We start from the raw sequence: 14212 nt of genomic DNA, 5'->3' as shown, positions 1-14212 counted from the left end.
TCTCGCCGCCGTCGGTGGCGTCGACCGCGTCGAAGCGGCCCAGGGTTCCGGCCTCGACCGCCCGCCGGGGAATCTGGTCGGTCGAGGTCCAGCGCGCCTCGTAGGCCAGGGCGGTGATCGACCAGCCGCCCACCTGCGCCTTGCCCAGCAGGCTGGCCTTGCTCAGGTCTTCCGGGGTGGTCCAGGGCCCGCGCGCGGCGGTCAGGTCGGCGGCGACGATGAGATTGTCGCTCAGGGCCTTGGCGCCGACCAGGCGATAGGCCTGGTTCTGGCCGATCCAGGCTTGAATCCCGTCGCCGTGCAGGTGGTCGGCGGTCTCGAAGGCCACCGCGGCGGCGGTGGCGAAGTCGCCGTTCTCGGCCGCGTAGGGACCCTTGCGGAAGCTGATGTCGTGGATGAACTCGGGCGTCAGGGGGTTGAGATCGAGATAGCCCTGGCCATGGGCGTGGGACGGCAGGTTCAGGGGCGCGCCGTCGAGCGAGGCGGCCAGGTCGGTCCCGTGGTCCAGGTTGAAGCCGCGCAGGAAATACTGGTTGGCCTTGCCCGCGCCGGAATGCTGGGTGGCGGCCAGGCCCGGCACCACCTCGGCCAGTTCGCCCGGGCGCGACAACGGCCGCGCCGCGAAGTCGCTGAAGGCCACGCGGCCCTCGCTGGCCGACATCGCCCGGCCAAGCGCGTTGGCCCGCCGGCCCCAGACGGAAATCGCCTCGACGTCCTGGGCGCTGGCTGGGCCGACCGCGGCCAGGCCGACGACCGCCCCAAGGGCCAGGCCGAGCCGGCCGCGAAGACGTCCCGTCGCCAATGCCGTGGTCCCTTCGACTGTTTCGAGGCTTTTAGACAGGCCGCCGCGCGCGCACAATCAGTCCTCGGCGCCGCTAAGCGGCGGGTGGCACGGCCTCAAGCGGAAGCCTGACGGTGAAGACGCTTCCCAGGTTCGGCCCGGCGCTCTCCACCTCGATCGTGCCGCCATGCAGGGTCACCAGCTGCCTGACCAGGGCCAGACCGATGCCGAGGCCGCCCTGCGCCTTGGCCAGATGGGCTTCGACCTGGGCGAAGATCTCGAAGATCTTCGATTGCATGTCGACGGGAATCCCGACGCCGGTGTCGGAAACGCTGATCGTCACCGCGTCATCCAGGGCCCTGGCCGAGAGCGAGACCGTTCCGCCGGCCGGCGTATATTTGGCGGCGTTGTTGAGAAGGTTGGAGACAATCTGGGCCAGACGGGTGTGATCGGCCCACAGCCAGACCGGTTCGCTGGGCAGGTCGGTGATGAACCGGTGCCCGCCGGCGTCGAGATTGTGCTGGCTCGCATCGATCGCCGATCGCAGGACCTCGCCCAGTTCCACCCGCTCCGTCTTCAGGGCGATCTTGCCCTGGCTGACCCGCGAGGCGTCGAGCAGGTCATCGACCAGATGCGACAGGTGGGTGAGCATGCGGTCCATGCGGTTGCGGATGTCGGCCGCGCGCTCGGGCGAGATGTCCTTGTTGAGCAGGTGAAAGCCGCCGCTCAGGGCGGCGACGGGATTGCGCAGCTCATGGGCCAGGACGGCGAGGAAGCTGTCCTTGTGACGATCGGCGCGCCTTAGGGCCTCGGCGGCGAGCTCCAGTTCGTCGCGCTGGCGCTGGATCTGCTGGCGCTGCTGGTGCAGATCGAAGAAGACATTGGCCTTGCTGCGCAGAACGGTCGGCTCGATCGGCTTGTGGATGAAGTCCACCGCCCCGGCCTCGTAGCCGCGAAACCGCCTTTGCAGATCGGCGCTGCCGGCGGTGACGAAGATGATCGGGATATGCCGCGCCCGGGCGTTGCCGCGGATGTATTCGGCCAGCTGGAACCCGTCCATGCCCGGCATCTGCACGTCGAGCAGGGCGAGCGCGACGTCGTGCACCAGAAGCAGCTCCAGCGCCTCCTCGCCCGAGCGCGCCTTGAGGCAGGTCAGGCCGTCGCGCTGAAGCAGGGCTTCCAGCGCCAGCAGGTTCTCTTCCAGGTCGTCGACCAGGAGGAAATTGATCGGTGCGTCCGCGACCATCATGCGGTCCCCAGGGTCGACAGGTACGATGTTATGGCGTTCAGGTTCATGACCGTCGCGTCCGGACAGGCCTGCAGGGCCGCCCGCGGCATGGCGTCGGCATAGGCCTCGGCGGGGTCCTCGACGATCGCCGCGCCGCCCGCCGCGACCACGGCCTTGAGGCCCGCCGCGCCGTCATGATTGGCGCCGGTGAGAATGATCCCGACCAGGGCGGTCTCGAAGGCGTCGGCGGCGCTCTCGAACAGCACGTCGATCGACGGACGCGAATAGTTGACAGGCTCGTCCATAGACAGGGCCAGGGCGCCCTTCGTCTCGACGAGCAGGTGATAGTCGGACGGGGCGAAATAGACCACGCCGCCGATCAGGGTTTCCTTGTCCTCGGCCTCCTTGACCGGCAGTCGGCACTTGGACTGGAACAGGGGCACCAGCGCATTGTCGCGGTCGGGCGGGACATGGACAACGACCAGCACCGGCAGGGCGTAGTCGAGGGGCAGGACCGGCAGGATGGTCAAAAGCGCCTGCACGGCGCCCGCCGAGGCGCCGATCACCACCGCCTTGATAGCCGGCCCGGTCATGGCTCGCGCCTTTGATAGATCTTCTCGTCCGGCACGAAGTCGGCGAAGGCGTCGGCGTGATCGGAAAAGCGCAGGCTCTCCTTGGACCCAAGGCCCAGGAAGCCCTTGCGGGCCAGCGAGTCGCGGAACAGGCCGATGGCGCGATCCTGCAGCGGCCGGTCGAAATAGATCATCACGTTTCGGCAGGAGATCAGGTGCATCTCGGCGAAGACGGAATCGGTCACCAGGCTGTGGTCGGAGAACACGACGCGCTCGCGCAGGCCCTTGTCGAAGACGGCCCGCCCATAGTCGGCGGTGTAGTAGTCGGACAGCGAGGACTTTCCGCCCGACTTCTGGTGGTTCTCGGTGAACTTCTGGATCCGGTCCAGGGCGAAGACCCCGGCTTCGGCCGCGCGCAGGGCGTCGGGGTTGATGTCGGTCGCGTAGAACAGGGTCCGTTGATAGAGACCCTCCTCGCGAAACAGGATGGCCAGGGAATAGACCTCCTCGCCGCTGCTGCAGCCGGCGATCCAGATCCGCAGGGAGGGATAGGTCCGCAGATGCGGCAGGACCTTCTCGCGCAACGCCCGGAAATAGGACGGATCCCGAAACATCTCGCTGACCTGCACGGTGAGATAGCCGAGCAGGCGCGGCAGCATGGCCGGGTCGTGCAGCACCCGCTCCTGCAGGGCTGAAATGCTGAAGCCGAGCTGGTCGCGGGCCTGCACCAGGCGTCGCTTGATCGACGCCCGCGCATAGCTGCGAAAGTCGTAGTGATAGCGCTGGAACAGCGCCTCCAGCAGCAGCTGGATCTCGAGATTGACCACGGAGTCAGGCATGGGTCATGCCTATCGCGGCATCCAGACCCGGACGAGCGACAGCAGCTTGTCCACGTCCAGGGGCTTGGCCATGTAGTCGTTCGCGCCCGCCGCGATGCAGCGTTCCTGGTCGTCGGGCATGGCCTTGGCGGTCAGCATCAGGATCGGCAGCCTGGCCCATCGGGCGTCGGCGCGGATCCGGCGCGTCGCTTCCAGGCCGTCGAGCACCGGCATCATCACGTCCATCAGCACCAGGTCGATGACGTTGGAGGGATCCCCGGCCGATTTGGCCAGGGCGTCAATCGCCTCCTGGCCGTTGCGGGCGATCTGCACCGTGGCCCCGCGGGGCTCCAGCACGCTGGTCAGGGAATAGACGTTGCGGATGTCATCCTCGACGATCAGCACACGGCGGCCTTCGAGCATGGCGTCGCGATTGCGCGCCGTCTGGATCATCTTCTGCTGCTCGGGCGGCAGTTCGGCCACCACCTGGTGCAGGAACAGCGACACCTCGTCGAGCAGGCGCTCGGGCGACTTGGCCCCCTTGATGATGATCGAGCTGGAATAGCGCCGCAGCCGCTGCTCGTCCTCGGGCGACAGGTCGTGGCCGGTATAGACGATGACCGGCGGGAAGGCGTGACGCCCGTCCTGGCTTAGGGTCTCCAGCAGCGAGAAGCCCGAGGCGTCGGGCAGGGACAGGTCCAGGACCATGCAGTCGAAGGTGTTCTGAGCGAGCTGCTCCAGGCATTCGGCGGCGGTGCCGACCCCGACGGTCTCGACGTCGCCGGACGACAGCAGCTTGCTGACCGCCTCGCGCTGAACCGTGTCGTCCTCGACGATCAGGACGCGGCGCACCCGGCTGGCCAGCTTGGCTTCCAGGGTGGTGAGCACCGCGGCCAGGTCCTCCCGCTTGGCCGGCTTGACCAGATAGCCGACCGCGCCGAGCGACAGGGCCGTCTGGCTGTGGTCGGAGCCCGACACCACATGGATGGGAATGTGCCGGGTGGCGTTGTCGCGCTTGAGACGATCCAGGACCGCCAGGCCGACTGGTCGGGCAGGCCCAGGTCGAGGATCACCGCGCTGGGCTTGAGTTCCTTGGCCAGGCGCAGCGCCTCCTCGGCCGTGCCGGCCACGAGGCATTGAAAGCCCATCTCGCGGGCGAGATCGCGCAGGATGGCGGCGAACTTGTCGTCGTCCTCGATGACCAGCAGGGCACGGCGACCGCTGGTCAGGTGCTCGCGGTCATCCTCGATGGTCTGCGGCAGGGGTGCGGGGCGACCGGCCTGCGACGGGGCCTCCGGCGCGATTTCGATGCGCGTCGGCTGTTCGCGCGGAGCGATTTGACCGGGATCATGGGTCACCGGCAGGGTGATGGTGAAGGTGCTGCCTTCGCCCGGCTGGCTCTTCAGCGCGATCGCTCCGCCCAACAGGCGCGACAGCTCGCGCGAGATCGACAGGCCCAGTCCGGTGCCGCCATAGCGTCGACTGATCGTGCCGTCCGCCTGGCGGAAGGCCTCGAAGATGCCTTCCTGCTGCTCGCGGGCGATGCCGATGCCGGAATCCGTCACCGCGAAGGCGATGCGGTCGCCGGCCGCCGGCGCGACCGACAGCCGGACGCTGCCTGCCTCCGTGAACTTGAAGGCGTTGGACAGCAGGTTCTTGAGGATCTGCTCCAGGCGCTGGCGATCGGTCTCGATGACCGGCGGGCAGTCCGGGGCCACCTCGATCTCGAACACCAGCTTGCGCTCGTCGGCGACGGGCTGGAACAATTGCCGCAGGTCGCTGGTCAGCCGCTGCAGGGGGAGGCTCTCGGGCCGCATCTGGATGTGGCCCGCCTCGATCTTCGACAGGTCCAGAATGTCATTGATCAGGGTCAGCAGGTCATTGCCCGACGACTGGATGGTCTGGGCGTACTTGACCTGTTCGCCCGTCAGGTTGCCGTTGGGATTGTCGCCGAGCAGCTTGGACAGGATCAGCAGCGAGTTGAGCGGCGTGCGCAGCTCATGCGACATGTTTGCCAGGAAGTCGGTCTTGTACTGGCTGGCCTGTTCCAGTTCCCGGGCCTTCAACTGCACCGCCACGGCCGTGCGCTCCAGGTCGTCGCGCTGCGCTTCCAGGGTTCGGGCCTGTTCTTCCAGCTGGCTGTTGGTCTGCTCAAGCTCGACCTGTTGTTGTTCGAGGCGAGTCTGGGCTTCCCGCAGCGCGCCGCTCTGTTCGGCAAGCTCCTCGTTGGAAACGCGCAGCTCCTCGCTCTGGACCTGCAGCTCCTCGGACTGGCGCAGGGTTTCCTCGAGGACGGCCTGCAGTTCCGATCGATAGCGCGCCGAGCGCAGGGCGATGCCGATCGCGGCCGACGCCTGGTCCAGCAGTTCGAGAACGAGGTCGTCGACCGGATGCAGAAAGCCGAGCTCGATGACGCCGTTGATGACCTGATCGGCGCGGGCCGGGACGATGACAAGGTGCCTCGGCTTGTCGTGGCCGAGGCCCGAGCCAATGGCCATATAGCCGTCCGGCACGTCGTGCAGGGTCATCGGCTGACCATCGGCGGCGACCTGTCCCAGCAGGCCTTCCTTGAGCTTGAAGCGGCGTGGCACATCCGCGTCCGCCGGAATGCCCAGGGCCGCGGCGCGGTAGAACTCGCCGTTCTCGCCCTTGAACAGCGCGCCGGCCTGGAAGCCGACAAAGCGCGCCAGGAAGGCCAGGATGCTGTCGGCGAGCGCCTCGACCGATTGTTCGCCCATCATGGCGGTCGAAAGCCCGACCTGGCCCAGTTGCAGCCATTCCTGCCGCGCCCGCTGTCGGGCGCCTCGGCGGATCAGCAGGAAGACGGCGACCGTCAACAGCGCGCCGAGCAGGGTCGAGATGACGCTGCTGGCCAGGGTCGTGCGGTTGGCGTCCTTCATTTCTGCGAGCCAGGCCCTGCGGAGACGAACCTCCTCGGCGCGCATGACATCGAGATGCGTTCGGACGGCGTCCATCTCGACCTTGCCCCGGTCGCTCGCCACCGTGGCGATCGCCGCCTGCCGGCTCTGAAGGCGACTGAGGTCAATGGTCGTTTTGAGCTCGGCCAGCTTGGCGTCGATATGGCGGCGGACCGGAAGCAGATTGGCCTGTTGGGTCGGGTTGTCCTGGGTCAGGGTCGCGAGCGCATCGGTCCGAACGGCGACGTCGGACACCGCCCGGTTATAGGGCTCGAGGTACTGGTCCTTGCCGGTCAGTAGATAGCCGCGCTGGCCGGTTTCGGCTTCCTGCGCCGTCGACAGCAGGTCGCTGATCGCGATGAGCACGCTGTGGGTATGCTGGATCCGCTCGTTGTTCTTCCGCAGGATCTCGATGTTGCGATAGGCGATCGCGCCGCTGATCAGGAAGAAGGCGAGGACGGTCGCCAGTCCAACCACCGACCAGGTTTCCAGGGGCGATCGGAAGGGCGAGGCGCGGCGGGCTTGGGTCACGGACATGCGGGTCTCGAAACAAGGAACGGTGATCGCGCCCATGGGCGAGATCCGGAATTCAGGCGAAGGCGTCGCGGCCTATCTTACACGTCGAAAGGCTCGGGAGCGTGGCGGACTAGTCCTTGGCGTCCTTCACGGCGCCCTTGAGGTCGCTGGCCGCCGTCTTCACGCCGCCCACCACCTCGTCCTTCTTGCCCTGCCGCTTCAGGGCCTCGTCGCCGGTGACGGATCCGGCGGCGGACTTGATCTTGCCGGTGGCCCTTTGCGTCTGGCCGGAATCCCCGTCGCAGGCGCCGAGGATCAGCAGGCCGCCGGCCAGGGTGGCGACGAGGGCAAGGGGCGCGTCAAGATCATGGGGCGTAGCTCCGTGTTAGGTCCGAACGCGCATGACCCCGACTGGGTTCCCATGGGGCCAGCGTGACGATCAACGTCGTCTCGGCGGGCGGGCGGGTCGCCCTGGAACGGGCTCACACCAGAGATTCAATGCATCTCATGGGCGTAAAAGCCGCCGGCACAATTCCATGGACTCACGTGTATCGCCCATGTTAACAACTTAGAGGTTTAGTTAACTGCAACGTTAGCGAGGATCGTCATGGCCAACCTGAGTCCCCAAGATCAAGCGTTCGTGCATGCTTATTCCAAGCTTCTGGTCGAAGCCTGGACCGACCCCAGCTTCAAGAACCTGTTGGAATCCAACCCCACCGCCGTCGCCAAGAATGTCGGCCTGAACCCCGGCAAGGGCACGGTCACCATCGAACCGGGCAGTGGCGCGCCGGACGTAAGCGCGCAGATCGCCGCCTGGAAAGAGGGCGCCACGACCGGCAAGTACATCCTGTACGTGCCGAGCCAGCCGCAGCTGGGCGTGCAGTCCTCGGGCGATACCGTGGGCGACACCTCCTACTGCTGCTGCTGCTGCCCCTGCTGCACCTGCACCTGACCTGAAGCGACGCGGCGGCGCAGCCCGCCGCCGCGTCCACCCCCAAAGGCCCAAGGTTCATTCGCCAAGCGTGGAGGCTCAGGAGTGCTCGACTTTCCCCAGTGGAGCGACGCCCTGCATGTTCAGGTCGTTGATGAAGACAATGTCGTTCTGATCAACGAGCACGACTATTTTGTCCTGACCGGCAAGCCGTTCGCGCGACTGGCCTCGGACCTGACCGGCGAGAACGGCCTGACGGACCTGTTCTCTCGGCACAGCGACCACCTGTCGCCGCCCGAAATCCTCTATGCCCTGACCCACCTGGAGCGACAGGGCTTCGTGCGCGAGGCCGAACCGACCGCGCCGCGCGCCAGTCGGGCCTTCTGGCAGGCTCTGGGCCTCACCGCCCGCAACGCCGGCGACCGCCTGTCGGCCTCCAGCGTGCGCCTGACGGCGATCGGCGACGTCGATCTGGCGCCTCTCCGCGCGGCGCTGGGCGAGGCCGGTATCGCCGTTTGCGACGACGCCGAGCTGGTGATCGCGGTGACCGACGACTATCTGCGGCCGGAACTGGCCGCGCTCAACGCCGCCCAGATGGCGTCGGGCGCGCCCTGGCTGCTGGCCAAGCCCACCGGGACCCAGGTCTGGCTGGGACCGCTGTTTCGGCCCCGGCGCACCGGCTGCTGGGAATGCCTGGCCAACCGCCTTCGCGCCAACCGCCAGGTCGAGAGGTTCCTGGAAAATCTGGCCGGCGAGGCGCCGCGGCTGTCGCGCTCGGCCTATCCGCCGCACCTGGCCGTCGCCGCCAACATGATCGCCGCCGAGGTCGCCAAGGCCTGCGTCGGGTCCCAGACCGCGTTCGACGGCGCTGTGCTCAGCCTCGACACCCGCGACTGGACCAGCCAGCGCCATGAGCTGGTGCGGCGACCCCAGTGTCCCTGCTGCGGCGACAGCGACTATAACGCCCGCGCGCCGCGGGCGCCGGCCCTGGCCTCGGGCCAGATCCGCTTTCGCGCCGACGGCGGCCACCGGGTGACCCCGCCGGACGTCACCTATCGCCGGCTCAAGCATCATGTCAGCGCCATCACCGGCGTCGTCACCAACCTGACCAACATGCATGAGGGCGACGAGAGCGGCCTGTCGTTCAGCTATTCGGCCGGCCACAATTTCGCGATGATGGACAACACCCTCGGGTGGCTGCTGCAGAACATGCGCGGCCGCAGCGGCGGCAAGGGGGCCAGCGATATCCAGGCGCGGGTCAGCGCCGTCTGCGAGGCGATCGAGCGCTATTCCGGCCTTTATAACGGCGGCGAGATCGAAAGCCGCGCCAGCCTGAGCGACCTGGGCGCGCGGGCCCTGCATCCCAACGACCTGATGACCTTCAGCGCCGCCCAGCTGAACGACCAGAAGGGCTGGAACGCCCGCCAGAAGTCAGCCTACCACAAGGCCCCCGTCCCGTTCGACCCGGACCGGGTGATCGGCTGGACGCCGGCCTGGTCGTTCAAGCGCCAGGACTTCGTCTATGTGCCGTCGGCCTATTGCTACTACGGCCACCCCGACCTCAAGGCCCAGTATTTCACCACCTGCGACGCCAATGGCAACGCGGCCGGCAACACTCTTGAGGAGGCCATCGTCCAGGGCTTCCTGGAGCTGGTCGAGCGCGACGCCGTGGCCCTGTGGTGGTACAATCGCATCAGCCGGCCCGGCGTCGATATCGCCGCCTTCCGCGACCCCTATTTCGATCGCCTGGTCGAAGCCTACCGCCGGGATGGTCGCGAGACCTGGGCCCTGGACATCACCTCCGACCTGGGCGTGCCGTGTTTCGCCGCGATCTCCCGGCGCATCGACCGCGGGACCGAGGACATCGTCATCGGCTTCGGCGCGCATTTCGACGCCCGGCTGGCCCTGATGCGGGCCCTGACCGAGGTCAACCAGTTCATGCCGGCGGTCAACAAGACCAACGCCCAGGGCGAGACGGTCTACTGGTTTCACGACCCCGACGCCGTGGAGTGGTGGCGCACCGCCACCCTGGCCGACCAGACCTATCTGGCCCCGGCCGCCGACCTCGCGCCGCGCGGGCCCGGCGACTTCCCCGGCCCCCAGGACGACGACATCCATCCTGGCCACGGTCCAGCGCTGCGCGGCCCTGGCGGAGTCGATTGGCTCCGAACTGCTGGTGCTCGACCAGACCCAGCCGATATCGGCCTGTCGGTCGCCAAGGTCATGGTCCCGGGCCTGCGGCATTTCTGGAAGCGGTTCGGGCCGGGCCGGTCTACGACGTCCCGGTGGCCATGGGCTGGGTGGACCGTCCCACCGCCGAGGCCGACCTGAACCCGATCGGGATCTTCTTCTGACATGGACGGGTCGGCGCAACCCTCGCCCAGGCCGGCTACCGCCTGATCCTGTCGCTGGCGCGACGATCCGACGCCACGAGGACGGCTGGCGATCGACGGCTTTCGCGGCGCCTGACCCTGAGCGGTCCGATGCTGACTCTCGAGCCGGCGATCTCCGCCCTGACGCTCGGCCTGAGCGAGACCGGCCTGCTGGCGACGGTGACGGATCCGGCCCTGGCGCCGATGCTGATGTACCTGCTGGCCCAGTTGGACGCCAAGGGCCTGGTCCACCGCATGGCCGTGGCCGGCGATACGCCCCTGGCCACCCTGGTCCCGATGGCGGGCAAGCGGGCCGCGCCACGCGCCGGCGTCGATCCCGAGCAGGGTTGGCGGCTGTCGCGCTTCGCCTATCTGCGCCGTGACGACGCGGCCCTGGTGCTGGAAAGCCCGCTGTCGACGGCGCGGATCCTGGTGCACGATCCGCGCGGCGCGGCGGCCCTGCACCGCCTGGGATCGGGAGCCGTCGCCGACGACCTGGCCGCCGACACCGGCCTGGACCGGCAGGCCGCCCTCGACCTGCTCGGCCTGCTGGTCGCCGGCAATTTCGTCGAGCCCGAAGCGGCCGTCGAGAGCGACGCGGCCCGGCAGTGGGAATTCCACGATCTGCTGTTCCATGGCCGCAGCCGCCTGGGCCGGCACGAGCAGCCCTATGGCGGGGTTTACGCCTTTCCCGACCTCGCGCCGCTGCCGGCCCTCAAGCCGGCCGGAGAGGGCGTCCAGGTGGCCCTGGCCCCGGCGCCGGGCGAGGCGGACGAGGTGACCGCCAGCCTGGCCTCCGTCATGGGCCGGCGACGGTCGATCCGGACCCACGGCGCCGAGCCGATCGACCTGGCCCGGCTGGGCGCCTTCCTGCATCGCGCGGCGCGCCACCTGCGGACCTTGCCGACCGAGCATGGCGAGCTGGCGGCCCGGCCCTATCCGGCCGGCGGCGCCCTGCACGAGCTGGAGCTCTATCTGGTCGTCGATCGCTGCGCGGGGCTGGATCGCGGCCTCTATCACTATCGCGCCGGCGACCACGCCCTCGAGCGCCTGGGCGCGCCCGGCCCGGCCAGTGAGGCCCTGCTCGACCAGGCCTCGGCCACCCTCGGCGGCGCGGGTCGGCCGCAGGTGCTGCTGGTGGTGACCGCGCGGTTCCAGCGCCTGTCCTGGAAGTACCGGTCGATGGTCTATGCCCTGGTGCTCAAGCATGTGGGGGTGCTCTACCAGACGCTCTATCTGGTCGCGACGGACATGGGTCTGGCCCCCTGCGCCATGGGCGGCGGCGACAGCGACCTGTTCGCCGAGGCCAGCGGTCTGGACCCTCTGATCGAGGCCTCGGTCGGGGAGTTCGCCCTGGGCAGCCGCGAGGTCGAGCCCCATGTCGGTTAGCCTCGCCGCCACCGCGCCGTCCCAGGCGTCAGGGCCGCCGCCGAGCGCTGGCCTGCGCGAGATCCTGGCCCTGGCCGACCCAAGCGCCATGACGGTCGAGCACCGCGTGATCGGTGGGTCGCCGGCGGTGGTGGTCGACGGGCTCTATGCCGATCCCCACGCCGTTCAAGGCCTGGCCCTGGAGCTCGACTTCGAGCGCCCCGGCGGCCTCTATCCCGGCCGCTTCGCCGCGGTCTCGATCCGGCCGCGCGGGCTGGAGGCCCTGGTCAACACGCTGCTGGGGCCGCGCCTGGGCCGCCGTCTCGGCTTTTCCCCCTATTACGGCGACACCACCTTCGCCCGGGTCGAGACTCCGCCTCAGGCCCTCGGCCCGATGCAGCGCCAGCCGCACTACGACACCTTCTGCGACTATGCCGGGGTGGTCTATCTCGGGCCGCGGTCGGGGCAGGGGACGGGCGCGGCGGGCGGCACCTCGTTCTGGCGTCACCGCCGCACCGGCCTGGTCCGCGCCCCGGGCGAGCGACTGTCGCCAGGCCCCGACACCGCCCGGTCGATCGAGCGGCTGTTGCTGGAGGGCCTGACCGACCTGCCGCCGGGCTATCTGGTCCAAAGCAATTCGCACTGGGAGATGACCGAACTGGTGGAGATGCGGTTCAACCGCCTGGTCGTCTATGACGCTCGCGCCTTCCACTCGCCGCACATCACCCGCCTGGCGCCGGCCGGGGATCGCGCCGCGACCCGCCTCACCCAAAGCCTGTTCCTGGATGTCGTCCCGGCCGACATCGTCGGCAATCCGTGAGCCCACCCGGATGCGTATCCTGCTGATCTATCCCAACTGCCGCCGCGAGATCATCGGCTATGGCGACGAGGGGGCCATCGCCGAGCCCCTGGCCCTGGAATATCTGGCCTCGGTGGCGATCGCGCTGGGCCACGAGGTCCAGATCCTCGACCTGCGCCTGCATCCCGACAAGCTGGACCTGACCCTGCTGAGCGCCCAGCCCGACGTGGTGGGCGTGACCGGCTATTCGATGCACGTGCTGCGGATGCTGGAGCTGTGCCGCCATGTGCGGCGTGTGGCGCCCCAGGCCACGACGGTGGTGGGCGGCCATCACGCCACCATCATGCCCGAGGATTTCCAGGTTCCCGAGGTCGACCATATCGTCACCGGCGAGGGCGTGGGGCCGTTCCAGATCCTGCTGGAACGCCTGGCCGCCGACGTCCCGGTCGCGCCGCTGGCCGGGGTCTGGTCGCGGACCGAGGACGCGGACTTCGTGTTCGGCGGCAAGGCCCCGGCGTTTGACATCGACGCCATTCCGCCGCCCAACCGCGCGGTGGTCGCCGCCGATCGGTCCCGCTACTTCATCGACTGGATGAAGCCGATCGCGCTGATGCGCACCACGGTCGGCTGCCCCTATCGCTGCTCGTTCTGTTCCCTGTGGCGGATCATGGACGGCCAGTATCACCGCCGCGACATCGACCGGGTGGTCGAGGAGATCGCCTCGATCAAGGAGCGCAACATCTTCCTGGTCGACGACGAGCCGTTCATCAACGCCAAGCGGATGCTGGCCCTCGGCCAGGCCATCCAGGCGGCGGGGCTCGACCACGACTATTTCGCCTACTGCCGCATCGACACCTTCATGAACCATCTGGACGTGATGGCCCTGTGGCGCGACATCGGCCTCAAGCGCCTGTTCTTCGGGGTCGAGACCATCTTCGACGCGGAACTGGCCAGCTACCAGAAGCGCCAGAAGCGCGACGAGATCATCGCCGGCCTGAACATGGCCCGCGAGATGGGCATAGCGGTGATGTCCAACTTCATCGTCAGCCCGCAATATGGTCACGAGGAGTTCGCCCAGCTGGCGCGGTTCATCGAGGACAATGGCGTCGACTATCCGACCTTCACCATCCTGACCCCGATCCCCGGGACCCCCGCCTGCGAGAGCTTTGACGGCATTCTTCACATGCAGGCCAATGGTCGGCCCGATTGGGAGCTGTTCGACCTGCAGCACCCGGTGACCGAGACCAAGCTGCCGCGCGAGGACTTCATGCGCGAATATTTCGGCCTCTATCGCCTGTTCGGCGGCGCCTATGCCCGCGCGGGCCATCCTTTCTATCAGCCCGAGGGCCTGGCGGCGCCCCACATCGTCGCCGCGGCCCCGGCCGCGCGCTCGCCGGCCCTCTCGGCCCCCTCCGGGAGCCGCTGCGATGAGCGGCCCGCTCCCGCCCCTGAGCAAGGCCGGCACGCTGATCGCCGGTCTCCAGCCCGACCCGCGCGATGATCGCGACATCGACATGCTGCAGGATCCGCACGTCCAGCTCCTGGCCCGACAGGTCGGCGGCCCCTTGCATCGGTTGAGCGCCAAGGGCCGCGCCAGGCCAAGCCTCAAGGCGATGGCCCCGCCGCCGACCGCCCTCAGCCTGCGCGCCCATTGTGGCCCGGTCGTGGACCAGGGCCCGCTCAACGCCTGCACCGCCCATGCCGCCGTGGCCCTGATGAACCTGGTCCAGGCCCATCTGAACAAGCGGGTCTTCGTCGGCTCGCGGATGTTCCTCTACAAGGTCTCGCGAAGCCTGCTGAGCATGACCGGCGATTCCGGAGCCTATCTGCGGACCGCCGTCGGGGCCCTGGCCCTGTTCGGCTTGCCGCCCGAAAAGTACTGGGCCTACGACCCCGAGCGGCTCGACGC

At 68.5% G+C, this 14212-nt stretch carries 13 protein-coding genes; 7 read left to right on the top strand and 6 right to left on the bottom strand.

Annotation, left to right across the window (positions count from 1 at the left end; all coding sequences use genetic code 11):
* The 6 genes from CSW58_RS01415 to CSW58_RS01395 form a co-directional block, all read right to left on the bottom strand.
* The coding region (locus CSW58_RS01415) for a TonB-dependent receptor plug domain-containing protein (RefSeq protein ID WP_148665637.1) at positions 1–769 on the bottom strand (769 nt) is incomplete at its 3' end.
* A 106-nt stretch (positions 770–875) separates the two neighbouring features.
* A complete protein-coding gene (locus CSW58_RS01410) occupies positions 876–2027 on the bottom strand; it encodes a hybrid sensor histidine kinase/response regulator (RefSeq protein ID WP_236627580.1) in 1152 nt (383 codons plus the stop codon).
* Complete coding sequence (locus CSW58_RS01405) at positions 2027–2602, bottom strand: chemotaxis protein CheB (RefSeq protein WP_099446016.1); 576 nt, start codon at positions 2600–2602, stop codon at positions 2027–2029. Before CSW58_RS01405 ends, CSW58_RS01410 begins: the two co-directional genes overlap by 1 nt.
* On the bottom strand, positions 2599–3420 hold the full coding sequence (locus CSW58_RS01400; protein ID WP_099446015.1) for a protein-glutamate O-methyltransferase CheR: 822 nt from the start codon (positions 3418–3420) through the stop codon (positions 2599–2601). Before CSW58_RS01400 ends, CSW58_RS01405 begins: the two co-directional genes overlap by 4 nt.
* Before the next feature lie 9 nt (positions 3421–3429).
* Positions 3430–4251, bottom strand: coding sequence for a response regulator (locus CSW58_RS14610; RefSeq protein WP_236627581.1), 822 nt, complete (start codon positions 4249–4251; stop codon positions 3430–3432).
* Positions 4236–6854 (bottom strand): CHASE3 domain-containing protein, encoded by a 2619-nt coding sequence (locus CSW58_RS01395; RefSeq protein ID WP_236627579.1) that lies wholly within the window; start codon positions 6852–6854, stop codon positions 4236–4238. The genes CSW58_RS14610 and CSW58_RS01395 overlap by 16 nt, the downstream gene beginning before the upstream one ends.
* Here CSW58_RS01395 and CSW58_RS13925 point away from each other — a divergent pair.
* From CSW58_RS13925 to CSW58_RS01365, 7 genes are all read left to right on the top strand, one after another.
* Positions 6853–7269 carry a hypothetical protein gene (locus CSW58_RS13925; RefSeq protein WP_161494537.1) on the top strand — a complete coding sequence of 139 codons (417 nt, stop codon included), beginning with the start codon at positions 6853–6855 and terminating at the stop codon, positions 7267–7269. The genes CSW58_RS01395 and CSW58_RS13925 overlap by 2 nt on opposite strands.
* 204 nt (positions 7270–7473) lie before the next feature.
* Entirely contained in the window at positions 7474–7785 is a 312-nt protein-coding gene (locus tag CSW58_RS01385) for a hypothetical protein (RefSeq protein WP_143755041.1), read from the top strand.
* 84 nt (positions 7786–7869) lie between these two features.
* Positions 7870–10095, top strand: coding sequence for a TOMM precursor leader peptide-binding protein (locus tag CSW58_RS01380; RefSeq protein ID WP_099446013.1), 2226 nt, complete (start codon positions 7870–7872; stop codon positions 10093–10095).
* Positions 10096–10247: 152 nt separating this feature from the next.
* Entirely contained in the window at positions 10248–11525 is a 1278-nt protein-coding gene (locus CSW58_RS01375) for a SagB family peptide dehydrogenase (RefSeq protein ID WP_099446012.1), read from the top strand.
* Positions 11515–12324, top strand: coding sequence for a DUF6445 family protein (locus tag CSW58_RS13920; protein ID WP_161494536.1), 810 nt, complete (start codon positions 11515–11517; stop codon positions 12322–12324). Before CSW58_RS01375 ends, CSW58_RS13920 begins: the two co-directional genes overlap by 11 nt.
* 10 nt (positions 12325–12334) lie before the next feature.
* Entirely contained in the window at positions 12335–13804 is a 1470-nt protein-coding gene (locus CSW58_RS01370) for a radical SAM protein (protein ID WP_161494535.1), read from the top strand.
* Positions 13731–14212: hypothetical protein (locus CSW58_RS01365; RefSeq protein ID WP_201721547.1), on the top strand; the 482-nt coding region annotated here is incomplete at its 3' end. The genes CSW58_RS01370 and CSW58_RS01365, both read left to right, overlap by 74 nt.

This window comes from Caulobacter sp. B11 (assembly GCF_002737765.1).
Taxonomy (GTDB): domain Bacteria; phylum Pseudomonadota; class Alphaproteobacteria; order Caulobacterales; family Caulobacteraceae; genus Caulobacter.
This window is presented reverse-complemented; position numbering and strand designations above follow the sequence as displayed.